The sequence below is a fragment of the Planktotalea sp. genome (assembly GCF_049680325.1).
Taxonomy (GTDB): Bacteria; Pseudomonadota; Alphaproteobacteria; order Rhodobacterales; family Rhodobacteraceae; genus Planktotalea.
The window spans coordinates 1-24,613 of sequence record NZ_JBAUHO010000293.1 but is presented as its reverse complement, the minus strand read 5'-3'; the positions used below and the strand labels follow the sequence as shown (position 1 = coordinate 24,613).

Below are 24,613 nucleotides of genomic sequence, written 5' to 3'. Positions count from 1 at the left end.
CCTCTACATTGGGCATCCTCTTCATTCTGATCGGCATGAGCGCGATTTCCATTAACGACATGCTGATTAAGCAGCTTTCAAGCGGCTACCCCCTGCATCAACTGGTGTTTACCCGCTCATCCATCGGGCTTTGCTTTTCGATCGTGTTCTTGCAGCTGGAAGGCGGCTGGACTTTGCTCAAGACCAAAACGCCCGGCCTTCACGCCCTGCGTGCGCTGATGGTCGTCATTTCGAACATGACGTTTTTCGCCGCGATTGCCGTACTGCCCTTGGCAGAAACCACCGCGTTGTTCTTTGCCGCGCCCTTGATGATAACGCTACTTTCCATTCCTCTTTTGGGTGAAAAGGTTGGCCCAATGCGCCTATCCGCGGTGATGGTCGGTTTCATCGGTGTGTTGATAATGCAGCGCCCTTGGCAAAGCATGGCCGATTCAGAGGTAAACCGCATCGTGCTGTTGTTGCCTGTTCTTTCGGCGCTGACCTATGCGATCAATCAGGTGATGACGCGCAAACTTGGCGTCAGCTCCAAAGCCTCTGCCCTTGCCATGTACATACAGGTCACTTTTATTTTCGTATCCGCAGGGTTTTATTTCGTTGCTGGTGACGGGCGTTTCGCCGAAGGCGTGGAAAACGGTGCGGTGATCTTCCTTTTACGCGAATGGCATTGGCCACCCGGCTCCGACTGGCCCTTCCTTATTGGTCTTGGTTGCCTGTCCGCGATCGTCGGATATTGCCTTGGACAAGCCTACCGCCTTAGCAGCGCAGCAACTGTCGCGCCGTTTGAATATGTTGGCCTGCCCCTCGCAGTATTCTGGGGCTTCACAATCTTTGGCGAATTGCCTGATACCGCTGTGACGCTTGGCATCTTGCTGATTATGGGTGCAGGCCTGTTCGTGTTCCTGCGCGAACGTGCCTTGGCGCGGCGCATCACGCGCCCAACGAACATGCGTCGTTAGGCTTGCATATAGGCGTCGACGCGCGCGGCTTGCTCTGCGCTTAATCGCAGACCCAGCTTGCTGCGCCGCCAAAGAACATCCTGCCCCGTGCGCGCAAACTCGTGGGATCTAAGCCAGTCCAACTCCGCCGCGCTCAGGCCTGCTCCGAAAGCCTCGCCCAAATCTGCTGCATTCTTTGCATCTCCCAAGATAACGCGCGCGTCGGTGCCATAGGCCCGCACCAACCGCTTGGCCCAAGCCGCTTCCAGAAACGGATAATCGCGCTGCAAATCCGCGATCAGCGCATCCACACCATCCACCGGAAAATTGCCCCCGGGCATCGGCACACCTGCCGTCCATTCGCCCTTTAGTCCTTCGAACTGCGTAGCAATCTTCCTGAGCGCACTTTCGGCAAGGCGGCGATAGGTGGTGATCTTGCCCCCGAAAATATTCAGCAAAGGTGCAGCCGCATCATCCAGCTTCAACGTATAATCCCGGGTCAAGGCTGATGCATTCTCCGCCCCGTCATCATAAAGCGGGCGCACGCCCGAATAGGTCCACACAATCTGATCGCGGGTAACTGGCGCTTTGAAATACTTCGATGCGAACGCGCAAAGATAGTCTTGTTCTTCTATTGTGCAGCTCGGCACTTGCGAGGGATCAGAATGATCCGCATCCGTCGTTCCGATCAGCGTGAAATCGCCCTCGTAAGGAATGGCGAAAATGATCCGCCCGTCTTCGCCCTGAAAGAAATAGCATTTGTCGTGCTCATATAGCTTGGGCACCACGATGTGAGAGCCACGCACCAAACGAACGCCCTCCCGGCTATTCAATCCAAGCGTGCCATTCAACACATCCCCGACCCAAGGCCCCGCCGCATTGACGATCATCTTGGCGCTGACATCGCGCATCGCGCCGCTTTGCTGATCGCTTAGCGTGACAGTCCAGTGATCCGAATGCCGCTTTGCGCCTGTCACTTTGGTGCGCACCATAATGTCAGCGCCGCGCGCCACTGCGTCGCGCGCATTCAGCACAACAAGGCGGGAATCCTCGACCCAGCAATCGGAATACTCATAGGCCTTTTCAAACCGATCCTGTAGCGGCCCTCCCTCTGGTGCGCGGCGCAGATCAAGCGTGGCTGTCGCTGGCAAAATCTTGCGACCACCCAGATGGTCATACATGAACAGACCCAAACGGATCAGCCAAGCAGGGCGGCGTCCTTTCATCCAGGGCATAACAAAACCAAGCAGCTTGGAGGTAGGTGTCGCGCTCTCAAAGCGCATGTCCTTGTGATAGGGCAGCACAAAACGCATCGGCCATGAAATATGCGGCATCGCGCGCAACAGCGTCTCGCGTTCGATCAAGGCCTCGCGCACGAGGCGCACCTCGAAATACTCAAGATACCGCAAGCCACCATGAAAAAGCTTGGTCGACGCACTGGACGTCGCCGAAGCCAGATCATCCATTTCAGCCAGACCGACGCGCAAACCGCGCCCTGCCGCGTCCCGCGCAATGCCACAGCCGTTAATGCCGCCGCCAATAATCAGCAGATCATAATCAAAGTCTTGCGCCATGGGGTGTCCTCAAAGCTGACGAGAGTATCGCCCAAGCCTTTAGCGCAAACATCGCCCACGCTAAAGCGACAACGTCCCGACACTTCCACCGCCGCACACATAAAGTGTCTGGCCCGTGACAAAGCCATTCTCGGGATCGCAAAAGAACAAGAACGCATTCGAGATATCGCGCACCGTGCCAAGCCGCCCGACAGGGATTCTCTTCGCAAGCTCTGCCTCGCGTGCGCTACCCTTCTCGATAATGCCCCAGAAATTATCCGTCTGCACGGGTCCCGGTGCCACGACATTCACGGTAATCCCGTGCTGCGCCAGTTCCAGCGCCCATGTGCGCGCCATGCCGATGATACCTGCTTTTGTCGCCGAATAGGCCGTGCGCGTCGGCACCCCCAACGCCGCGCGCGAGCCATTGAACAGCACGCGTCCGAACTGCTTCGCCTTCATCGATGGCAAACTGGCCTGCAGCAGCGTGAGCGCGCTGCCCAGATGCAATTGCGTTAGGCCTGTCAGATCGGACGGCTTGGCCTCTTCCAGCAGATTGGGCCAGATCATACCCGCGTTATGGATCAGATGTGACACCTCGTGTTGCGCCGCAATCTCGCCCGCGGCCTGCTCGGTCGCGGACGCGTCCAGAAGGTCCACCTCTACATGCACCAGCTTCGCGTTCGACCACTCCGGTGCACCGCGCGATAAGGACACCACTGTGTAACCTTTTTCAATCAGGCGCTGCCCAAGATCCGCACCGATTCCCTTGGAGCCACCTGTGATAATCGCGGTGTAATCGCTCATGCTGTCACCATCGCCAACACACGCAGCGGGCTACCAGTGCCGCCCTTGATCTTTAGCGGCGGCGCAATCAGCATTGCGCCCGTTGCAGGCAGTTGATCCAGATTGCGCAGGCATTGCAGTCCGAATTTGCCAGCACCGTGCAACAGATAATGCGCAGGATAGGGCGGCACATAATGCATGCCTTGTCCTGCATCCGTGCCCACGGTTTCCGTGCCAAATCCGCGGATGTTTCGCTGCAAAAGCAGCTCGATCGCCGCAGGCGTCGGCCCCGGGGAATGCGGACCATCCTCGGCCATGTTCAGATAATCCTTCCCACTGCGCTTGGACCAATCGGTGCGCATGAGAACCCAAGCGCCTTCTGGGATCACACCATGGCTCGCCTCCCAAGCGTCAATGATCTCGGGCGTCAGTTCAAAGTCGTCATCGCGCGCCGCGCCTGTCGCGCAATCAATCACGCAAACAGGCCCGACAAATGCACTCGGATCAATCTCATCCACAGCGCCGTTGGGCACGTCCTTACCCGAAATCCAGTGGATCGGCGCATCGAAATGCGTACCTGTGTGTTCGTTCAATGTCAGATTGTGCCACTTCCACGCGGGACCGCGATGATCGTAGGCACTGACCTCTTCCATACGAAAGCGCGCGCATTGGCCGAACTCTGGTGGCAGGATAATCACAGGGAAATCTGGATCAAGCGTGTGGGTCAGATCCACGATCTTCACAGCGCCGCTCGCCAATGCGCCAACCATATCTGCAATCACATCGCTCATGATCGGCCCCCCGTCACTTCGCGCTCCAAAAGCGCGGCATTTTCCTGCCAGCGTGCGTAGACATCGCGGGCAATGTCTCCGCATGTGACCTCTTCCAACCCGTCCACCAAGCCTTGCACGAGCGAACGGGCAATCGCTTTGGGCGAAACTTTTGGCGGCGGTAAAGGCTGGAACCATTCGTCGCCTTCAATCGGTCCGACATAGACATTCATCATGCGTAATCCCGAGGCTCGAAATTCGGACCTCAAGCTTTGCGAGATCGAGCGCGCAGCAGCCTGGCTTGCCCCAAAGGCGCTGTAGCTTGGATCCGGCATGAGCGCCTGCACAGACAGGATGTTCACAAAGGCCACTGCGGAATTGATCCCATCCTGCACACGTGCGCTCATGCCGGGGCCAAAGCCCTGCGCAAGGCGCATCAATCCTAGCGTGTTCACTTCAAATGTTTCGCGCGCGAAACTTGTGTCGTTTGCCATGACACCGCCGGGGCGTGCGTGGTTGGCGGTGTTGATAAGGATATCGACCTTGCCACCAATCTCTGCGCTTAGCTTGTCGATGGAAGAAACGTCCGTCACATCCAAAGGCAACAACGATACATTTTCCATCCCTTCAAATGCCCGGCGCGCAGGCCAGCTGCGCCATGCTTCAGGCTCGCCCAGAAACACATGGCTTGCCCCCGCCGCCAACAAGGCTTCCGTCAACGCCAACGCCATCGGTGCGCGGGCATCGCTTATCAGAATGCGTCGCCGTTTGGGATCACAGGACATTGCGCGCAGAATTGGGTCATCTTGCATGGTGTCACTTCCTTCCAATGGCAGTGCGATCAAAACGCCTTGCCCCGCCCTATCCAGTTTCAACGCGATACGAACCGCATCGCCGCGCCCCACGTCGCCGTGCATATGGCAATTCACGACAGGCCCGACGTCCAGCTTTGCAGATCCCATGCGCCACGGCATGCGTTCGCGAAAATAAGGTTCGGGCGAAACGCGGATGGTGGTTTCGGCCAGCATTGTCGCGCGCGGGTCAACGTCGCGCCAGTGCAGATCATCGCTTAGACATTTGCAGCAAGCATCGCGCGGCGGGTATTGCACTGCGGCGCAACTTGCACAGACCTGCAGCCCAAAGCGCCCCTGCGCCGCCATAACCCCCAAGCCCAAAGATGCACGCGAGCGCGCCAAGGGCGGTAGCACGGGAACACGTGTGCGTTTCTGCGGGTCTTTCTTGGGCGGAAACGGCAGCGTATTGCTCATGCGTTTGCCCCCGTAATTATGGCCGCTGATGAACAAAGCCCACGATCATAGTTTATCACGCCAAAGCCCGAGACCAGCGCGCGCTGCGCGCCCTCAACCTGTGTACCACCTGCGCTTTGTGTGACCTGCCTGATCGCTTCGACCAATCCTAGATAGCCACCTGCCGCACCGGCTTGCCCAACGGACAATTGCCCGCCGGATGTGTTATGCGGAAAATCGCCGCCAATGGTCAGATCATGCTTGCGAACGAACTCTGCACCTTCGCCCTTGGCACAAAAGCCCAGATCCTCGATCTGCATCATGCAGATCACGGGGTAGTCATCATAGGTTTGCAGCAGATCAATCGCCTCTGGACCGTGACCTGCCATCGCCCAAAGTTCGTCAACATCCACCGCCCAGCCACCGCGCAGCTGGATCGGATCATCGGGGAAGGCGTTGGTCCGCTCGATCGTCGAAGCAATACGCGCGAAAGGCAGGCCCCTAGCGATCGCCGCCTCCTCGCGCATCATTACAAAAGCCTCTGCCCCCGCGCAGGGCATGACGCAATCGAACAGGCCGATGGGATCAGAAATCATGCGGGCGCTCATATACTCCTCCAAGGTCAACGGCTTTTTCATCACCGCCTGAGGATTGCTGAGCGCGTTGCTTCGCTGCGAAACAGCAATGCGGCCAAAGTCTTCGCGAGTGGCACCGAATTCTTGCATGTAGGCGTCTTGTAGCAGCGCGAAACTGGCGTTTGGGCCGCCAAAGCCATAGGGAAACGTCGCATCCATCGCAAAGCGCGAAAAGGCGCTGAGCAGGTTGCGAAAGCTGTCAATGCGGTTGGTATCCCCCGCCACGCAAGCGATTGTATCCACATCCCCTGCCTGAATAGCGCGCGCAGCGCGGCGCAGGGCCGCAACGCCGCAAGCTCCGCCCATTGGAACGGTATCAAGCCAGCGCGGGGAAAAGCCAAGATGTTGGGTGAGGCCAACTGGCGTGTCGGGTGCCAGGGTGAAGCTGGACACAGAAAGGCCATCCACTTCGGGCGGGGTCATGCCGATTTTACCCAAGGCTTCGCGCAGGGCTTTGGCGATCCACCAATGGGCGGTTTCATTCGTGTAGCGCACATAGGGAACCGAAACAGGCGCGGTCAGCACGACGCCTTCGTAGCTTTGTCTCATGCCGCGTTCCGCTTCTTGAGCGCGCGGGTGTCTATTGTGGCGGGATCACTCAACAAGCTGCTTGCGAGGGTCTTCAATGTCGCGCGCTGGAGTTTTTGTGTGGCCGTGACCGGCAACTCTTCCACGAAGGCCACATAGCCAGGGGCTTTGTAATAAGCCAACTGGGTCAGGCACCAGCGGGTAATCTCCTGCGCCAATTCAGGACTTGCCTGCCCTTCGGGAACGATGCAGGCAAAGACTTCGTCGCCCCTCATTTCGTCAGCTACGGCAGCAACCGCAACTGCTTTGATCGCGGGATGTTTCGCAAGGGCGCTTTCCACTTCAACCGCTGCGATATTCTCGCCAGAGCGGCGGATCACGTTCTTCTTGCGGTCCACGAAATACATCGTCCCATCCGCCTCGCGGCGCACAATATCGCCAGTGTGAAACCACCCGCCCTGCCATGCTTCGCGCGTGGCATCCTCGTTCTTGAAGTAGCCCGCGAAAAAGCCCTTTTGCGGGTCGCAGCCAGCCGCGCGCACAAGCAGCTCGCCATGATCGCAATCACGGCCCTGATCGTCGACAAGACGCGCTTCAACGGCGGCATCAGGTTGACCGATTGAGCTTTTGCCGATCACGCGCGGTTCGCGATTGGCGCAGATCGTCCCGCCCGCACCTGTTTCTGTCATCGCCCAGCCCTCGGATAGCGGGAAGCCGAAACGCATTTCAAATGCCGCATGCAGCTTGGGGTCGATGCCTGCTCCGAAACCAAACCGTACCGTATGGTTTTGATCTTCCCGCGAAGGCGTTGTCGCCATAAGCATCGAAGGCATGACGCCCAGATAATGCAGGCAGGTGGCTTTTGAGGCCTTTACAGAGGCCCACCACGTGCGCGGGTGGAACCGGTCAAGCGCGGTCAGGCAACCGCCAACAGCGAGCATCGCCATAAAAGAAAACGCCATGGCGTTCATGTGAAAGATCGGTAGCGGGGTAATCATCCGCTCGCCGTCCGTGGTGATCGCACAGACGCCCTCTGCATTGGCGTACCAACGCCCCGCTTCGATGAAATAAGCATTGGTGAGGATGCAGCCCTTGGGATTGCCTGTGGTGCCAGAGGTGTAAAGCAATCCGGCTTCTGGATCGCCATCGCGCGCGGCAATGGTATGCTGAGTGGCTGCAACAGGCACGGAATTACCTAACGCGACAACGCTCAATGAACGCCCCGCAGTTTTCGCGGCTTGGCGCAGCTCCTCGCAGCGCGCAGGGATAGAAATCGCGAGAACCGGTTCGGCGTGATCGATCATATAGGCCAGCTCGGCTTCGCGCAGATCGGGGTTGATCGGCACCACCGACAAACCCAGCGCGTTGAAGGCCAGCCACCAAAGGAAATAGTCGGGGCGGTTTTCCAACAGCAGCATCACACGCTGGCCCTTGCGATAGCCCGCCTTTTCGATTTCGGCGCGATAAGAAGCGATGCGCGCTTGCGCTTCGCCGTAGGTTATCTCGCCCGCCTCGATCCCGTAAATCTGGGCAGTTTCAGGTAACACGTTCAGGAATGGCCGCTCTGGCCAACGCGACGCGCTGTCTGTAAAGGCCCCGTAAACCGTATCGGCTTTCATCATGGCAGCAACTGGATATTGCGAAAAGCAGCATCGCAATTGAGGATATCCACCCGCTTGTTCGCGATCCTGAGCTTGCCCTCGAGCAGAGCCAGATCATGGCGGGCGGTGAGCGCAAGAAGCTGTTGCTCGTCCAGACGCGTTTCTACGTAATGCATCGACGTATTGGTCACGAACGTATCGCCGTTCATTTCGTCCACGAAAGGGCGCTGGATCACATGGTGACAGCGGCTTTTGGGTTTCTGGCTAAAGGTGCGCGCGCCGTTCAGGCGCTCCACCCGCAGCTTGAGCATGAACATATCCTCGTAAAGCAGCGAGGTTTCAAAGATCGGGTCCGTCTGTTTGTAATCGAGCGGCATCCAGTAGTGACCATCCGGCAGCCAGAGCGCCAGCCATTCATCATAACGCCCCTCATCCAGCATGCGGGCCTCGTTATAGATGAAGTCGATCAGCTGATCTTTGGTGACACTCATTGCGCGCCCTCCGCACCGTAGGTCATGAACTTTCGCCATGCATCAAACTGGTTGCGCATCTGGCGTTCTGTCGTGCCGTTCATCACCGCCTCTTCAGAGAAATTCTCGTCCTCTTCATAAAGCCGCTGGATGTTCACCCATTCCATCCCGTCCACATGCAGGCCTTCCTGCGCGCGCTCGTACATTTCCAGATCATCGTGACCGACGATAGAGGTGGGCGCGTTAATCATGCGGTTATACATCGCCGTGCGCGCGGTCAGCTCATCAGGTGCGCCGACAAGGCGGTAGATGTAGCTTTCCACAATGGTCTTGTCGGCGGCCAGCGGAATGAAGGTGCGAAGCTGTTGGATCGGGCCTTTCACCATGATGTTGGGAAAATAGACGGTGTTGTGGCGGTTCTCGTCCAGAATCGCCTTGGCCTTTTCTTCACCGTAGGCTTCGCTCATCGCCTCGAAATAGCCGGGGATGGCCGAGTAATTGGAGTGGATCGAATGGTTCACGCCCGTATGTCCATGCCCGTTGGGCCACGTGCGAATGCCCATGCCCTCAAAGAACTCGTAAGGGCTCATGAAGGGCGCGATGATTTCCATCGCCGCTGGCTTTGGGGCGTCCTCGGGCAGATCCAGTTCTTCGTAAAGTTTAACAGCTGTGCCTGCGCTGCTTTCATGGGCGACCATCGGATGGCAGGTGTCGGTCTGGTTTTCGACCAGCATTTTCCAGTTGCAATGGTGCAGGTAGCGCAGGGGCGGGCCGACGACTTCAAGCCGCCCCTCGGGCGAGCGATCCACCATATTGTCGAGCGAGGACAGGCTCTCGCCAAAGAACTCCTCGAAACTGATGCCCTCTTCCGCCAGCCGCGCAAAGATGAAACCGCGATAGTTGCGCACTGCGCCTGCGGCCAACATGCCCTTGCCGCTGTCTGTTTTCTCCAGCCCTGTGCCCTCATAGCCCTTCTTCAAAGGGATGGCGAGAAGGCAGCCATCCGTCTTGAACGACCATGCATGATAGGGGCAGCGAAAGAATTTACCGGTGTTGCCCTGGCGGTCGATGACGATCTTGGTGCCCTTGTGGGGGCAGCGATTAAGCAGCACATGGATATCATCTGCCTTGTGGCGCACCTGAATGACAGGTTGGTTGCCAATCTGTGTGGCGAAGTAATCGCCCTTGTTGGGGGTCTGGCTTTCGTGGCCGACAAAGACCCAAGCGTTGGTGAAGACATGCTTCATTTCCAACGCGTAAACTTCGGGCGAGATATAGACGTCACGGTGAACCTGATGGGGGTGCACCAGATCGGCGGCCTGCTTCGGATTGCCTACGTGAAAGCCCATGTCATCCCTTCCCTAGATATCCAGCACAAGTCGCGGTGTTTTTGAGCGACTGACACAAATCTGCATGACGTCGCCTGCCGCACGTTCCGCTTCGCTAAGCACAACATCGCGGTGATCGGGCACGCCGTCCAGCACGTCGCATTGGCAAATGCCGCAATCGCCGCGCTGGCAATCATACATCACATCAACGTCGTTTTCTTCCAGAACCTCGATGATGCTCTTTCCCGCTGGAATGGTAAAGATCGAGCCATCGTTGATCTGCACTTCAAAGGGGCTGTCGCCCGCCTCTGGCGCGGCGGCTTCGAACAGTTCGAAATGGATGTGATCTGCTGCAATACCGGCACTTTGTGCTTTCGCGCGCACGGCATCAAGCATCGCCCTTGGACCGCAAACATATAGATGTGCTGCGCCCAGATCGACCAACGCTTTATCCAGATCAAGCAATCCGCTTTCATCATCGCAGTGCAGCGTCAGCGCATCGCCCAAAAGGGCCGCAAGTTCATCACGAAAGGCCATATCGCCCTTTGATCGGCCTGCGAAAATCATCGACACATCCTGCCCCGCCGCCTTCAATGCGCTGGCCATGGAGATCATCGGCGTGACACCAATCCCCCCTGCTACAAGCCGCGCGGGTTGGTTTGTATCAACGGGAAAGTCGTTTTTCGGGGTGCCGAACGTGAGCGCGTCACCAACCGAGAGCTGATGCATGAAGCGTGATCCGCCCTGCCCGTTATCTTCGCGTTGAACGGCAATCTGATACTCAAGCGGCGCGGCGTTAGAGCCATCAAGGCAGATCAGGGAATAGGCCCGCGTTTCACCATTTGGCAAAGAAACCGCGATGTGCGCGCCTGCATCAAAGGCGGGCAACGGATTGCTATCCAGCGCCGCAATGCGCAGCGCCGTGATACGCTCGCTCAACGGGGTAACTGCGATGATCTTGCCTTGGATAGTGGTCATTGTGACTTCCCCCCTCTCATTAAATATGAATTTTCATATAAAATCAGTCAAGATATTTCTCCCACGGCGAAATCCATCTTGTCCATTGACAAGATGCGCCTAAGCGCCGTGTGATGCGAGCCACTCTTGCTGGGGGCATTTTTGAAACACGAACCTGTAAAAGCGCAAGCCACTCATGCTGGCTTTGTAAGCGACTACCTGCTCTACCTTCTGGCTACGGCGAGCGAGCAAGCGAGCGCGCAATTTCACGCGCATGTGCGCAGCGCGGGCCTGCGGGTTCCAGAATGGCGCGTGCTTGCCTGCCTGCATGACAAGGACGGAGCCATGATAACGCGGCTCGCGGTTTATGCGCTGGCCGAGCAGTCCCGCCTGACGCGCATCATTGCCCAGATGGAAGAACGCGGGCTCGTGCTGCGAAAAAACGATCCATCTGACGGGCGCCGTGTGCGCGTCTATCTTACCGATGCTGGCCGAGATTTGATCGAGACGCTGGTCCCAGAGGCGCAAAAACATGAAGCCACGCTTTTGGCGCAGCTGGGGGCAGTCGACGGCGCGCGTTTGAAGAGCGCGCTTCATGCCCTGCTTGAAGTCCTGAACGAAAAACCTGAGGCAAAGGATTAACCGACCAAGCGGTCAAGAAAACTGTTTGCAAACACGAAAAGATGTGATTGCATGAAATCACATATACTTATTTTTTAATCAGCCGACTCAGTAGGCAGGCTGCTAAACTGGATCAACGGGAGTACGATCACATGAGTAAATTCACCAAATTTCTGGGCACAGCCGCATTGGTAGTGACCACCGCAACGGGCGCATTTGCGGCCGACAACCTGACAATTTCCACGTGGTTGCCGCCCAGCCATCCGGTCAACACCGGCATGTTCGCACAGTTGAGCGAAATGATGGCCGAAGCAACTGGCGGCGAAATCACAACTGAATTGAAGAACGGTCTGGCATCCCCGCCCGCGCAAATGGACCTTGTTCTGGACGGCGCTGCGGACATCGCAATTCTGTTCCACGGCTACACGCCCGGTCGTTTCGTAGGCACCAAGCTGATCGAAATTCCGGGCTACACGGGCAGCGCAGAGGCGGCCTCTGTCGCCCATTGGCGCGCGCACGAAGCCATTTTGAAGAACCTCGACGAGCATCGCGGCGTAAAAGTGATCGCCCTGACAACGCACGGCCCGGGCCAGATCCATTCCAACAAAGCGATTAACGCAATGGCGGACCTGAACGGCTTGAAAACCCGCCTTGGCGGCGGCGTTTCTGCGGATGTTGGCGCGGAATTGGGTCTTGTCGGCATTCAGGTCCCTGCCCCGAAAGTCTACGAGACACTGGATTCTGGCGCGGCAGACGCGGTTGCGATGAACATGGGCGAGCGGATCAGTTTCAAGCTGAACGAAGTTGCAAAGAACGTCTATGAAATGCCTGGCGGTTTTTATCGCGGATCTTTCTCGATCATCATGAGCCAGGAGAAATTCGATAGTCTGCCTGCGGATGTTCAAACGGCGCTTGACAGCAAGGTGTTTGGCGAAACTGCATCGCGCATGATGGGCGCGGTCTGGGACGAGAGCGATGTTGCCGCGCGCAAGCTGACGGATGACACGGCTGACAACAAAATCGTCACAGCCAGCGCCGAAGATCAGGCCGCCTTTGCCAAGATCGCGGAAAAAGTGCGCGCCAAGATCATCGCAGAAGTCACCGAAGCAGGTGCTGATGGTCAAGCCGCTTACGAGATGATCGTTAAGGAAATGGCTGCCGCGTCAGGCAACTAATCCACATCAAATGGTAGGCGCGCCCGAATTTGGCGCGCCTATTTCTATCTGCCTTTCACTTACAGGACCGCAGTATGCAGCCCGCCATCCGTTTCTTTAAAACGCTTTCACAGCTGCCCATGATCGTGGCCTCTATCGCGCTTTTTGCGCTGATGTGCCTGACGTTTGCAGACGTCCTGATGCGTTCGATCTTTAACGCGCCGATAGAGGCCGCGACTGAACTGATCCGCATGGGTATCGCACTTATTGTTTTTGCAGCGCTGCCTGTCTTGTCCGCCCGAAACGGTCATATCGCCGTTGATCTGCTAGACGGCCCTTTTCAACGCTTCAAGCTGGAGCGCTGGCGCGATGCTGCTGTTGCGCTTGCTTGCGCGGCCATGCTCTGGTGGCCTGCGGGGCGCGTCGTGGACCTGGCAAAGCGCGCCAAAAGCTACGGCGATGTTACAGAGTACCTTGAAATTCCGACCTACTTTGTCGCCTGTTTCATCGCAGTGATGATCTATGTAACGGCCGCAGCGCTTGTCGCGCGCGCGCTGCTTCATATCTTTTCTCCAGACAGCTTGAGGCCACACCATGGTTGAATCCGCGATTGGCTTCGCCGCCGTTTTCCTGCTCGTTCTGCTACGCATCCCGATTGCCTTTGCCATGGGCTTTGTCGGAATGGTCGGGCTTGTTTATGAAACCAGCTACCGCGCCGCGATCTCTATGGTTGGCCGATTAATCATCGACACCTCTCAGGACTACGGGCTTTCAGTGATCCCATTGTTCATTCTGATGGGGTTGTTTGTGAACAAGGGCGGCATCAGCCGCGAGCTTTATAACGTCTCGAACGCCTTTCTCGGGCATTTTCGCGGTGGCCTTGCTATGGCAACCATCGTCGCTTGCGGCGGCTTTGCCGCGATCTGTGGATCATCGCTGGCGACTGCCGCAACAATGTCCAAAGTCGCAATGCCCGAAATGCGTAAATACGGCTATGCCGATAGCCTTTCCACTGCCTCAATCGCAGCGGGTGGTACACTTGGCATTCTGATTCCGCCCTCTGTGATCCTTGTAATTTACGGATTGCTCACCGAAACCTCGATTGGCAAATTGTTTGTCGCAGGGATTATTCCCGGTTTTCTCGGCATCCTGCTTTATCTTGTTGCGGTGCGGATCACTGTCGGGCGCAACCCTGATGCTGGCCCTGCGGGTCCGCGCGCCACATGGGGCGAACGGATCTATGCGCTTAGCCATGTTTGGGCCGTTCTATTGCTTTTCGGCCTCGTTATCGGCGGGCTTTACGGCGCGCTTGATTTCTGGCCGATCCATCTTGCCTTTTCCCCGACCGAAGCCGCTGGCATGGGGGCCGCTGGTGCCTTCCTGATCGCCCTTGCACGGGGCGGCATCAACTGGCGCGCAATGCGCGAAGTGCTGGAAGAAACCACTTTGACCACCGCGTCACTTTTCGCGGTGCTTATCGGTGCATGGATATTTTCGAATTTCGTCAACCTCGCGGGTCTGCCTGAAGGTTTGCTTGCTGCGGTCACTGCCCTTGATATGGGCCCGTGGGTCGTGATGGGATTGATCTTGCTGATTTACATTGCGCTTGGCTGTATTTTCGAGAGCATGTCCATGCTGCTTCTGACAGTTCCGATCTTCTTTCCACTGGTGACAAGCCTTGGGTTTGATCCAGTCTGGTTCGGTATCATCGTCGTTGTCGTCACCGAGATTAGCCTGATTACGCCACCCGTCGGACTAAACGTATTCGTTCTGAAAGGCGTGGTCGGAGACGTGAGCACGGCGACGATCTTCCGCGGTGTCACGCCGTTCTGGATGATGGATATTGTGCGCTTGCTTTTGCTGCTCGTTTTCCCGACGCTCGTGCTATTCTTGCCCTCGCAAATGTAGGACACCGCCATGGCCGAACGATCCTTCAAAGCCGAAGTCGAGCACCTGCGCAAAGGCGCGGGTGAGACATTCACAGGCGAGGGTATTTTGGCGATCACCAAAGCGCTGCTGGAAAATGGCGTTGGATATGTGGGCGGATATCAAGGCGCACCCATCAGTCACTTGATGGATGTGCTGGCCGACGCCGAGGAGCTCATGGGCGAACTTGGCGTGCGCTTTGAGGCGAATGCCTCCGAAGCGGCAGCAGCGGCGATGCTCGCAGCCTCGGTTCACTATCCCATTCGCGGCGCGGTCACGTTCAAGGGCCCTGTGGGCGTCAATGTCGCCTCGGACGCGATAGCCAATCTCAGCTCCTCCGGTGTCACGGGCGGCGCTTTGATTATCGTCGGTGAAGATTACGGCGAAGGCTCCTCGATCATGCAGGAACGCAGCCACGGTTTCGCGATGAAATCGCAATTCTGGCTGCTTGATCCGCGTCCGAATTTGCCCTCGATCACCAAGGCTGTAAAAGACGGGTTTGAATTGTCCGAGGCCTCCAACACGCCTGTCATGTTGATGGTGCGCATCCGCGCCTGCCACGTAACGGGCAGCTTTAAGACAAAGGACAACGTGCGCCCGACGCTGAGTGTCAAAGACGCGCTCGCCAATCCGCAGAGCGATTTCAAACGCGTGGTCCTGCCGCCATGGAGCTATGTCCATGAGCAGGACAAAATTGCCAATCGCTGGCCCGCAGCGGAAAAATTCATCGTCGAGAACCAGCTGAACGAGCTGTTCGGACCCAAGGACGCCAGCCTTGGCATTGTCTGTCAGGGTGGCATGTATAACAACGTGATCCGTGCGCTCCAGCGGCTTGGCTTGGCGGATGCCTTTGGCAACAGCGATATTCCGCTTTATGTGCTTAACGTCACCTACCCGATTGTCCACGATGAGTTCGATGCATTTTGCGCGGGCAAAGATCATGTGATGGTCGTGGAAGAAGGCCAGCCGGATCATATCGAGCAGCAACTTGGCAGCTATCTTTATAAATCGGGTCGGCGTGTAAAACTGCACGGCAAAAGCGTTCTTCCGATGGCGGGGGAATATACTGGCGCTGTGATGCTTGACGGCGTTACGGCCTTTCTGAAAGAAGCGGCACCCGACATGCTGCCCGATCACGTGCGCGCGCCGAACATGGATACGCCAGCCCTGCCCGATCTAAGCAAGACTGTCCCCGTGCGCCCGCCCGGTTTCTGCACTGGCTGCCCTGAACGGCCCATCTTTGCAGCCATGAAACTGACCGAACAAGAGCTCGGCAAACACCAGATCAGCGGAGACATTGGGTGCCATTTGTTCGGCTCCCTGCCCCCGTTCGAGATTGGCGGCTCGACGATGGGCTACGGGCTTGGCCCTGCATCGAATGCGGCCTTTGACGGCGGCGGCGAAAAGCGCGCGATTTCAATGCTTGGGGATGGTGGGTTCTGGCACAACGGGCTGAGCAGCTCGATTGGCAATATGGTGTTCAACAAATCAGACTCGGTCGCGGTGATTGTGGACAACTATTATTCTGCGGCGACAGGCGGTCAGGATGTGATGTCTTCACGCGCCAAAGGCGGCAGTAAGGCGACGAACAACCCGATCTCTAAAGCGTTGGAAGGCGTGGGCGTCAAATGGGTCCGCCAGATCGAGCGCACTTACGATGTCGCCAAAATGCGCGACGTCTTGCGCGAGGCATTAACAACCGACTACGACGGCCCGAAAGTGATCGTCGCTTCGTCCGAATGCATGTTGAACAAACAGCGCCGCGAAAAGCCGTTGCGCACACAGGCGATCAAGGAAGGCCGGCGCGTGGATGTGCCGCGCTTTGGCGTAGACGCCGATGTTTGCACAGGGGATCATGCCTGTATGCGGCTATCAGGCTGCCCGTCTTTATCCCTGAAAACGCTGGACGATCCGCTGCGCGATGACCCTGTTGCACATATCGACCAAACCTGCGTCGGGTGCGGAAACTGCGGTGAGGTTGCGGACACGGCTGTGCTTTGTCCGTCGTTCTATCAGGCAGATGTTGTGCATAATCCGGGCGCGTTTGAAGCATGGCGCGCGGGTCTGCGCAGGCGCATGATCGCGTGGCTCCAAGCCCGCCGCGATGCCAAACGCCTGCGCCTGAGCGGAAGCGCGACATGAACGCCCTGCTTGCAGATCGCGGGGCTGATGCCGGCACTGCGGCCATCCTGAAACTTGCGGTCATGGCCGTTGGCGGTCAGGGCGGCGGGGTCCTGACCAGCTGGATCGAAACGCTTGCGCGGGCCGAGGGATATGCCTGTCAGGCGACCTCTGTTGCGGGCGTCGCCCAGCGCACGGGATCGACAATCTACTATGTTGAAATGACGCCTGCGAGCGATGAACAGCCGGTCTTTGCGCTGGCCCCATCGGGCGGCGATGTGGATGTGCTGATCGCCTCTGAAATGATGGAAGTCGGGCGCGCCATTATGCGCGGATTTGTGACACCGGATCGCACCACCTTGATCGGCTCGACCCACCGCGCATTGGCCGTCAGCGAAAAAATGGTGCCGGGCGATGGCATGGCAAACGCGGATGAAGTGCGCGCAGCTGCTGAAATCGCAGCCAAGCACTTGATCCTTGCCCAGATGGACGCACTTGCGGTGGAGCAAGGCTCGGTCATATCTGCCTCGCTTTTCGGTGCGCTGGCAGGATCGGGTGCGCTCCCTTTTGAACGCCGCGCTTTTGAGAATGCTATACGTGCAGCTGGCAAGGGGGTCGATGCGTCCTTGCGAGCCTTCAACGCTGGCTTTGATGCGGCAACGCGCGGGGTTGAGCCTGCCAAGGTGAAACAGGCCTCCGCCAGACGCGAGATCGTTGGCAGCGAAAATCAGCTATCCGATTGGCACCGTTTGCGAGGCCGCATTGCCCGTTTGCCCGATGGCGTGCAGCCAATGGCCGACGCCGGCCTTGCCAAGGTCGTGGATTATCAAGGCATCGCGTATGGCACGCAATATCTGGATCGCTTGGAGCAGATCACCTCGCGCGACAGTGCCGCGCATGACTGGCAACTGACGCGAGCTGCCGCGAAATACACTGCAAACGCAATGTGTTACGATGACATTATCCGCGTTGCCGATTTGAAGACACGTGCGCCGCGCATAGAACGGATCAAGGCAGAGATGAATGCAGGAGAGGTCATGCAATTGACCGAGTATTTCCACCCCCGCGCAGAAGAAATCACAGGCCTTATGCCGGCCAAACTCGGCGCTCGTCTGGATGCCAACCCCAAAGCGCGGGCGCGCCTTGGACGGCTATTCGCAAAAGGCCGCCGCCTGCGCACAGACCGCTTGCCAGCCTTTTTGATGCTTTATTTTCTGGGCGGGCTTAAGGGGTATCGGCTGAAGACCCATCGCCATGCTATCGAGGTTGCCCACCTTGAAAACTGGCTTGAACAGGCACTTGAACCATTAACAGATAACTATGCGCTTAGCGTAGAATTGTTAAAGAACCGCCGCGTGATTAAAGGGTATTCAGACACCCATACGCGTGGATTGGGGAAGTTTGACAAACTGATGGCGGCGACCGCCATGCTACGATCGCGTGAAGATGGGGCAGAGTGGATGGCCCGCCTGCGCGAAGCTGCGCTACAAGATCAAGACGGCAAAGCACTGGACGGCGCGCTCGAAACGGTTAAGTCCTTCGCATAGCGCAAAGGGACAAAGGCTAAGATGAAGCAACATCCTATCAACGGCCGGTTTGGACAAACACTTGCGCCAAGGGAAATTGGCTAAGGTGGAGCGACAACGCCCCCCTTTCCCGCGCGACGACAGTACCCATGTGCGCAGTTTCGAGATTTATGTCGGCAACGGCTTTTGCGAATATGAGGCCAGCGCGATCGCGCACACGTTAAAATGCGCAAATGATATCTTGTCTGAACGACGCTTTACATGGCGATATGTCTCTCACAGCGCGGGTCTGGTTACGGGCGAATGCGGGATGATCCTGCGCGCTGAGCCTGCGCTAGACAATCATGATCTAAGCGATGCGATGATCGTCGTTGGCGGCAAAAGCGGGACCGGTGCCAAATGGCTTGCACGTCTGCGCCAGATGCAACGCCTGGGCCGACCGGCCGCACTGCTGTCCAGCGCAGCGAGCGCATATATTCGCCAAGCGAGGCTGCAAGACGGCCCTGTCACCACCCATTGGCGCGATTGCGTGGGATTGCATGAAGATGGCCGGTTTTCCAACGTCACAAACCACCTGTCAGAAATGGCCGGCGGCGTTATCACCGCGGCAGGTAGCGGATCGAGCGAAGAACTTGTCATCGGCCTTATCGCCGAGCAATTGGGCGCAAGTAATGTCGCCGAACTTGGCAACCGTTTGATACTGCCGCTCATCAGAAAGAGCCATGCAGAGCAACCGAATGATCTCTCGCATAGCCCTGCCCTGCACGATGCGCGCGTCAAAGCGGCGATGGAGGCGATGCAAGCCTCGCTTGATACGCCGCTGCATATTGCGGAACTGGCCAAGGCAATCGGCATGTCCACGCGCCATCTTGAGCGGATGTTCAAAGACGTGTTCGATGAAACGCCCGCGCGTTTCTACAAGCGCCTGCGCACCAATCGCGCCCGCGCGATGATTGAAGAAACACAGATGTCGATTATCGAAATCGCCGTCGCCAACGGGTTCGGCACGTCCAGTTCGCTATCAGAAGCGATCAAGAAAGAATACGGCATGACCGCAACGCAGCTACGCGCACGCCGCCAATCGCAGGTGCTGTCTTATAACCCGCGAAAGGGCGGGTGAGCTGTCAGCCCTCTTTCGCCCGTTTCGCTTTCCATTCAGCAAAACGGTCATTCGTGGCAGGATCGGTTGGCGGGTATAGCCCGATAATCGGCACACCGCGCAACACTTCGAAGAGCACGAATTCCTCGAACAACTCCATCGGTTCGCCCTCCTGCGCGATTTCTTCTGCAAGATGTCGGGGAATAACCATTACCCCGTCATTGTCCCCGACGATGATGTCACCCGGATAAACCGCAGCGCCGCCGCAGCTGATGGGCACGTCGATATCAACCGCATGATGTTTGGTCAGGTTCGTGGGCGCAGAGGGTTTGGCGGCAAAGACAGGCATATCCAAAGCGGCCGCACCGCTTGCGTCACGTATGCCGCCATCGCTGACAACGCCCGCACCGCCGCGCACTTGAAGCCGCGTCAACAAGATGGACCCAGCCGAAGCGGCGCTTGCATCTTGGCGGCAATCCATCACTAGAACGGAACCCTCGGGGCAGGTTTCTATCGCAACGCGCTGCGGGTGATCGGGTTCGCGAAACGCGACAATCGGGTCGGTGTCCTCGCGCGCCGCAATATAGCGCAGGGTAAAGGCGGGCCCGACCATGGTTTTCGTTTCCGCGGCCAGCGCAGACACGCCCTGAATATAGCAGTTGCGATACCCTTTCTTGTAGAGCAGCGTCGCAATAGTCGCGGTGCTAATGCGTTTTAGCTGGTCAATGGTCCGAGCGCTGACAGAAATGGTGTCGGGAGATGCGGGATTGGGCACGAATGACTCCTTAAAGGCTATATTGCATTGACCGAAGCAGACATATCAACGCAGCGGACGGCTAAACACATACCCTGATTGATACCTGCAAATGCCCATTTAATGAATGCAAAACTGAAGTTTGCGCTGGCACAACGTTTGGTGCGATTGCTCCCCCTATTGTCATGCAAGCGTATGTTAAGGAGCATTGAGTGATGAAGCGCGTTGAACTGGATAATCCAGATCTGGATCTTGAAACGCTTTTTCGGCGTTTTCCGCGCCTTGCGCCCGCGTTTCTGAGCCGCGATATGCTCTGCGTCGGCTGTATGGTTGCGCCGTTTCACACCCTGACGGACGCCTGCGCCGAATACGGGTTATCGCAAGAGCAGTTTCTAGAAGAGCTTGCGCGCCTTTTGGACTAGAGTGCGCAGGCTACCCGTCCGCTCCACTTAGAACGACCAACTGATGCGGCTGGCGTATCGTGATTTTTTTGCGTTTCGAACTCACAACCCCCGACTTTTCCCAAGCGCTAAGCAAACGCGATACGGTGTGAAGCGTGGTACCCGTCATTTGCGAAACGTCTTGTCGCGTTACGGGGAAACCTACTTCGATGCTTCCATCCCCCAGTTTCACACCCGATTGGTTGATTAACCGTAAAAGCGCGCAGGCGATGCGTTGTTCGACGTGCTGCGTTGCCATTTCAACAATGCGGTCATTCATATCGCCAACGCGCGCTCCGACCGTTTTGTAAGTCTCACTCGCAAATCCGTCATACTTGGCCACGAAATCAGGCCAAAGGCGTGTGGGCCAACGCAGGACCAGCAACTCGCTCGCGGCCATTGCGCTTGCGGGATAGGTGTCACGTCCAAGCGCAGGAGCAATCCCGAAAAGCTGCCCCGCCGGAATATGCAAGGAAATCACCTGCTCACCATCTTCGGTGATGCGCACCACGCGAATAGTGCCGTCCAGTAGCAGGTAAAAGTAATCCGCTTTGTCGCCCTCGTTGAAAACTGCCGTGCCGACAGGGATCAGAAGGGAGCTGGCCGCATCCAGAATTTCGCGAATCTGATGTTTGGAGAGCTTTGAAAACGGCGGCAAAGGGGCCAGCAGGCTTTCGTCCAACCTGTGCATGTTCGTCGCCCTCCCCGCGTGCATTGCCAAGGCGTGACTATGGCAGAGAGTTTCGCCCCGTCAATCCTATGTACCAAGGCGAAGTTTGCGTTTGCACAACGTTCGCGCCGCAACGCGGCAATACACTTAGCCCAACACCAAACATAACTCCTGAAGGGAACATCACATGTTCAAACATTTCAATCTTTTCTCTGCTTCGGTGCTTGCGCTTGGCCTTGGATTTGGCGGCGCGGCCTTTGCCGAAACTCATGAGGTCAAAATGCTCAACAAGGGCGATGCCGGCAAAATGATCTTTGAACCTGCCTTCTTGCAAATCGCTGCGGGCGACACGGTGGTGTTTGTCCCGACAGACAAAAGCCACAACGCCGAAAGCATCAAGGGCATGATGCCCGAGGGCGCAGAAACCTTCAAAGGCAAGGTCAGCAAAGAGGTCCAAGCGACCTTCGATGTTGAAGGCCTCTACGGCATCATGTGCAAGCCGCATTATGCGATGGGCATGGTGATGACCATCGAAGTGGGCGACGCCGCCGCTGCGCCAGAGGGCTTTCTCGAAGGGCGCATTCCCAAAAAAGCGCTTGCGCGTTTCGAAGAACAACTCGCCAACCTTTGATCCAGTTTTTTCAGGCCCGCACCACGCGCAGGCCTCCCCCAAACCATGAAATTTACGGAGAGACTTATGACCAAGTTCATCAATCCCGGCCTTATGAAAACCAGCCGCCGCAACGTTCTGCGCGGCTCGGTCCTTGCTGGCGCAGCTGCCCTGACAGGCGCCGGCGCAATGGCAACGCCGCGCGCACCTAAGCTACACAATGTGAACGCGACCTCGGCCAAACTCTACAAAGCCGCCGCAGAGCAGGCCAAGGATACAACAGCCAAGCCTGCCGATCTGTCCGGCTACACCCGCGTCAAACAGGAACTGGTTGCACCGCCCTTTGCGCCTGAGCATGAACAGGTTGCGACAGGCGGCCCAAAGATCGTCGAGATCACAATGGAAACCAGCGAAGTGCTGATGGTCGTTGACGAGGACACAGGCGCAGAAGTTTGGGCACTGACCTATAACGGTTCTGTCCCCGGACCGCTGATTATTGTCCATGAGGGCGACATGGTCGAACTGACCCTGCGCAATCCCGTTGACAGCCAGATGGAGCACAACATCGACTTTCACGCCTCCACAGGTGCGCTTGGCGGCGGTGGTTTGACCCATGTTTATCCGGGCGAAGAAACCGTGCTGCGCTGGAAAGCGACCAAGCCGGGCTGCTTTACCTATCACTGTGCTCCTGGCGGCGCGATGATCCCATATCACGTCACCCACGGGATGAACGGCGCGGTTATGGTTCTGCCCCGCGAGGGTCTGAAAGACAAAGACGGCAACCAGCTCAAGTACGATTCAATCGCCTACATCGGCGAGCAGGACTACTATCTGCCCAAAGACGAAGATGGTGAGTATCGCAAATACGAAACTGCGGGCGAGGACTATTCCGACAGTCTTGAGGCCATGGTCACCTTGATCCCGACGCATTCCGTGTTCAACGGCGCTGTTGGCGCTTTGACAGGTGAAAACGCTTTGAACGCCAAGGTCGGTGAAACGGTTCTGATGATCCACAATCAGGCCAACCGCGATTCACGTCCCCACCTGATCGGCGGGCATGGTGAATACGTTTGGGAGACATCCTTTAGCGATGCACCTCTGACTGGCTTGGAAACCTGGTTCGTGCGCGGCGGTAGCGCAGTTGCGGCGATGTATACTTTCGAGCAACCGGGCGTGTACGCATACGTCAATCACAACCTGATTGAGGGCGCATTGCTTGGCGCGACGGCCCACTTTGTCGTCGAGGGCGCGTGGAACAACGAGTTGATGGAGCAAGTCGTCGCGCCACATGAATTCGCGACCTGAGAACTGAAAAGGACTTGACCCATGAGCGCCGTTGAACATCGCACAAGCCCATCGCGAACAACCCTTCGTTATGTTGCATTGGCAGGTTTTGCGGCGGTTCTTATCGGGGCTACGCTCATTGCGCGTGGCCCCGATGATACGCAAATTCCACCCCTTGAAACAGCAACTGTTACCTTTTCGGATGGGCACAGCGCACACGTGCAAATGCGCGAGGTCACTGTCGCGCAATGGCAGGACTGTTATCGCGCAAAGGGCTGCGCGCTAAATCTGTCAGGCAACGTTAGGGACACGGATTACCCCGCGACAGGCCTGAGCTATCCCGATGCAGCGCAATACATTGACTGGCTTAACACGCAAAGCGGCCTCCATTGGCGTCTGCCCACTGCTGCTGAATGGCAAGAGCTTGCGATTGAGGTAATGCCCGAAAAACCTGACCCGATCTTTACAGATCCCGCGCTCACTTGGGCGTCCACCTATCTAACCGAAGCCAACCGAACCAGCCGCGCTCTGCGTCCCAGCGGCGCGTTCAGCGCGACGTCAGCCGGGATCGAGGATCTAGACGGCAACGTTTGGGAATGGACACAAGACTGCTACGCAGGCGCAAGCGGCCAAGGCGAGAGCATCGACCCCGCCCGTTGCCCTGCCTTCATCATGGGCGGCGAACACGAAGCCGTCATGTCCTACCTTATCCGCGATCCCGCGCGCGGTGGCTGCGCCGTTGGAACGCCCCCTGCCCATCTGGGCATGCGCCTTGTTGCAGATCAATCCGAATAGCTGGCGGACCCAAATCGCACTGTTTTTGACCGCCTTTTACACAGGCGCGCTTGGCAATTAAGAAATCTATTGGCCTTTTTCAGTTTTTAGTGATCCAAAGTTTGCACCCGAGCGTAGTGCTTGTATGATGATGACTACGCTAGAAAAACCTTTTGCAGGCCGCACACGACCCCGGCCCTCAAAGACAGGAAAAACTGTGCCGCAACAAAAGCAGGAAACGTCTCAGCTGACGGTTTGGCTTATTGCGGTTCGGGACCAGCGTGATCGTGCGGCCTTTGGCGCGCTTTTTGACTACCTTGCTCCGCGTCTCAAAGGGTTTGTGATGCGCAATGGTACAGGCGCGGCGCAAGCGGAAGAAATCGTGCAGGATGTCATGCTGACCGTTTGGCGCAAAGCATCGATGTTCGATCCACATCGCGCCCAAGCCTCGGCGTGGATTTATCAAATCGCACGCAACCGTCAGATTGATATCATTCGAAAAGAAAACCGCCCTGTTCCGGACGAGCTGACACTAAATCCAGATACAGAACCAGACGCCAGCCAGATCCTGGCGTTCGATCAAGAAGCCGAACAACTGCGCGCCGCCATAGATCAACTTCACCCAGATCAAAAAGAGATGATCGAAAAAGCCTATATTGGCGATTTGTCACATCAAGAAATCAGCGCGCAAACTGGCCTGCCGCTGGGCACTGTAAAATCCCGCATTAGGTTAGGACTCAACCGATTGCGAAACGAACTAAAGGGGTTGCGCTGAATGTCTGCAATCGAACACCATATTCCAGATGCCATGATAGCAGCCTATG

General features: G+C 57.2%; 24 protein-coding genes. 13 read left to right on the top strand and 11 right to left on the bottom strand.

Going from position 1 to position 24,613, the window contains the following annotated elements:
- Positions 1 to 956 (top strand): DMT family transporter (locus tag WBC85_RS13480; protein ID WP_424438141.1); only part of this gene is annotated, 956 nt, incomplete at its 5' end.
- On the opposite strand, the gene glpD is transcribed toward WBC85_RS13480, so the two are convergent.
- Genes glpD through WBC85_RS13435 form a run of 9 tightly spaced genes read right to left on the bottom strand, consistent with a single transcriptional unit; the run spans position 953 to position 10,831 of the window.
- Positions 953 to 2,509, bottom strand: a complete 1,557-nt coding sequence (gene glpD, locus WBC85_RS13475; protein ID WP_424438138.1) for a glycerol-3-phosphate dehydrogenase — start codon at positions 2,507 to 2,509, stop codon at positions 953 to 955. The genes WBC85_RS13480 and glpD overlap by 4 nt on opposite strands.
- Before the next feature lie 60 nt (positions 2,510 to 2,569).
- On the bottom strand, positions 2,570 to 3,295 hold the full coding sequence (locus WBC85_RS13470) for an SDR family NAD(P)-dependent oxidoreductase (protein WP_424438135.1): 726 nt from the start codon (positions 3,293 to 3,295) through the stop codon (positions 2,570 to 2,572).
- Complete coding sequence (locus tag WBC85_RS13465; RefSeq protein WP_424438132.1) at positions 3,292 to 4,065, bottom strand: cyclase family protein; 774 nt, start codon at positions 4,063 to 4,065, stop codon at positions 3,292 to 3,294. Before WBC85_RS13465 ends, WBC85_RS13470 begins: the two co-directional genes overlap by 4 nt.
- On the bottom strand, positions 4,062 to 5,312 hold the full coding sequence (locus WBC85_RS13460) for an SDR family NAD(P)-dependent oxidoreductase (RefSeq protein ID WP_424438129.1): 1,251 nt from the start codon (positions 5,310 to 5,312) through the stop codon (positions 4,062 to 4,064). The genes WBC85_RS13465 and WBC85_RS13460 overlap by 4 nt, the downstream gene beginning before the upstream one ends.
- Positions 5,309 to 6,475 (bottom strand): thiolase family protein, encoded by a 1,167-nt coding sequence (locus WBC85_RS13455; RefSeq protein WP_424438126.1) that lies wholly within the window; start codon positions 6,473 to 6,475, stop codon positions 5,309 to 5,311. The genes WBC85_RS13460 and WBC85_RS13455 overlap by 4 nt, the downstream gene beginning before the upstream one ends.
- Positions 6,472 to 8,076 carry an AMP-binding protein gene (locus tag WBC85_RS13450; RefSeq protein ID WP_424438123.1) on the bottom strand — a complete coding sequence of 535 codons (1,605 nt, stop codon included), beginning with the start codon at positions 8,074 to 8,076 and terminating at the stop codon, positions 6,472 to 6,474. The genes WBC85_RS13455 and WBC85_RS13450 overlap by 4 nt, the downstream gene beginning before the upstream one ends.
- Positions 8,073 to 8,546, bottom strand: a complete 474-nt coding sequence (locus WBC85_RS13445) for an aromatic-ring-hydroxylating dioxygenase subunit beta (protein ID WP_424438120.1) — start codon at positions 8,544 to 8,546, stop codon at positions 8,073 to 8,075. Before WBC85_RS13445 ends, WBC85_RS13450 begins: the two co-directional genes overlap by 4 nt.
- Positions 8,543 to 9,874, bottom strand: a complete 1,332-nt coding sequence (locus WBC85_RS13440) for an aromatic ring-hydroxylating dioxygenase subunit alpha (RefSeq protein WP_424438117.1) — start codon at positions 9,872 to 9,874, stop codon at positions 8,543 to 8,545. Before WBC85_RS13440 ends, WBC85_RS13445 begins: the two co-directional genes overlap by 4 nt.
- A 12-nt stretch (positions 9,875 to 9,886) precedes the next feature.
- The gene (locus WBC85_RS13435; RefSeq protein WP_424438114.1) at positions 9,887 to 10,831 is read right to left on the bottom strand and encodes a PDR/VanB family oxidoreductase; all 945 of its coding nucleotides are present in this window, start codon (positions 10,829 to 10,831) and stop codon (positions 9,887 to 9,889) included.
- Between the two features lie 141 nt (positions 10,832 to 10,972).
- Here WBC85_RS13435 and WBC85_RS13430 point away from each other — a divergent pair, with 141 nt between their 5' ends.
- From WBC85_RS13430 to WBC85_RS13400, 7 genes are all read left to right on the top strand, one after another.
- Positions 10,973 to 11,452, top strand: coding sequence for a MarR family winged helix-turn-helix transcriptional regulator (locus WBC85_RS13430; protein ID WP_424438111.1), 480 nt, complete (start codon positions 10,973 to 10,975; stop codon positions 11,450 to 11,452).
- A gap of 131 nt (positions 11,453 to 11,583) precedes the next feature.
- Positions 11,584 to 12,606, top strand: a complete 1,023-nt coding sequence (locus WBC85_RS13425; RefSeq protein ID WP_424438108.1) for a TRAP transporter substrate-binding protein — start codon at positions 11,584 to 11,586, stop codon at positions 12,604 to 12,606.
- Between the two features lie 74 nt (positions 12,607 to 12,680).
- Positions 12,681 to 13,187 (top strand): TRAP transporter small permease, encoded by a 507-nt coding sequence (locus tag WBC85_RS13420; RefSeq protein WP_424438105.1) that lies wholly within the window; start codon positions 12,681 to 12,683, stop codon positions 13,185 to 13,187.
- Positions 13,180 to 14,493 (top strand): TRAP transporter large permease, encoded by a 1,314-nt coding sequence (locus tag WBC85_RS13415; RefSeq protein ID WP_424438102.1) that lies wholly within the window; start codon positions 13,180 to 13,182, stop codon positions 14,491 to 14,493. The genes WBC85_RS13420 and WBC85_RS13415 overlap by 8 nt, the downstream gene beginning before the upstream one ends.
- A 9-nt stretch (positions 14,494 to 14,502) precedes the next feature.
- Entirely contained in the window at positions 14,503 to 16,653 is a 2,151-nt protein-coding gene (locus tag WBC85_RS13410) for a thiamine pyrophosphate-dependent enzyme (protein ID WP_424438099.1), read from the top strand.
- Positions 16,650 to 18,179, top strand: a complete 1,530-nt coding sequence (locus WBC85_RS13405) for an indolepyruvate oxidoreductase subunit beta family protein (RefSeq protein WP_424438096.1) — start codon at positions 16,650 to 16,652, stop codon at positions 18,177 to 18,179. The genes WBC85_RS13410 and WBC85_RS13405 overlap by 4 nt, the downstream gene beginning before the upstream one ends.
- A gap of 85 nt (positions 18,180 to 18,264) precedes the next feature.
- Complete coding sequence (locus WBC85_RS13400; protein WP_424438093.1) at positions 18,265 to 19,278, top strand: GlxA family transcriptional regulator; 1,014 nt, start codon at positions 18,265 to 18,267, stop codon at positions 19,276 to 19,278.
- Between the two features lie 4 nt (positions 19,279 to 19,282).
- Here WBC85_RS13400 and WBC85_RS13395 read toward each other — a convergent pair whose 3' ends face one another.
- Positions 19,283 to 20,032, bottom strand: coding sequence for a ribonuclease activity regulator RraA (locus WBC85_RS13395; protein ID WP_424438090.1), 750 nt, complete (start codon positions 20,030 to 20,032; stop codon positions 19,283 to 19,285).
- 194 nt (positions 20,033 to 20,226) lie between these two features.
- Here WBC85_RS13395 and WBC85_RS13390 point away from each other — a divergent pair, with 194 nt between their 5' ends.
- Positions 20,227 to 20,433 (top strand): hypothetical protein, encoded by a 207-nt coding sequence (locus tag WBC85_RS13390; RefSeq protein WP_424438087.1) that lies wholly within the window; start codon positions 20,227 to 20,229, stop codon positions 20,431 to 20,433.
- Between the two features lie 10 nt (positions 20,434 to 20,443).
- On the opposite strand, the gene WBC85_RS13385 is transcribed toward WBC85_RS13390, so the two are convergent.
- On the bottom strand, positions 20,444 to 21,142 hold the full coding sequence (locus WBC85_RS13385; protein WP_424438084.1) for a Crp/Fnr family transcriptional regulator: 699 nt from the start codon (positions 21,140 to 21,142) through the stop codon (positions 20,444 to 20,446).
- Positions 21,143 to 21,308: 166 nt separating this feature from the next.
- Between WBC85_RS13385 and WBC85_RS13380 the strand changes: the two genes are divergently transcribed.
- From WBC85_RS13380 to WBC85_RS13365, 4 genes are all read left to right on the top strand, one after another.
- The gene (locus WBC85_RS13380; RefSeq protein ID WP_424438081.1) at positions 21,309 to 21,752 is read left to right on the top strand and encodes a pseudoazurin; all 444 of its coding nucleotides are present in this window, start codon (positions 21,309 to 21,311) and stop codon (positions 21,750 to 21,752) included.
- Between the two features lie 66 nt (positions 21,753 to 21,818).
- Positions 21,819 to 23,036: a copper-containing nitrite reductase gene (nirK, locus tag WBC85_RS13375; RefSeq protein ID WP_424438078.1), complete on the top strand. Its 1,218-nt coding sequence runs from the start codon at positions 21,819 to 21,821 to the stop codon at positions 23,034 to 23,036.
- A 21-nt stretch (positions 23,037 to 23,057) separates the two neighbouring features.
- A complete protein-coding gene (locus tag WBC85_RS13370; protein ID WP_424438075.1) occupies positions 23,058 to 23,810 on the top strand; it encodes a formylglycine-generating enzyme family protein in 753 nt (250 codons plus the stop codon).
- Between the two features lie 124 nt (positions 23,811 to 23,934).
- Positions 23,935 to 24,564 (top strand): sigma-70 family RNA polymerase sigma factor, encoded by a 630-nt coding sequence (locus WBC85_RS13365; RefSeq protein ID WP_424438072.1) that lies wholly within the window; start codon positions 23,935 to 23,937, stop codon positions 24,562 to 24,564.
- Positions 24,565 to 24,613: the final 49 nt, after the last annotated feature.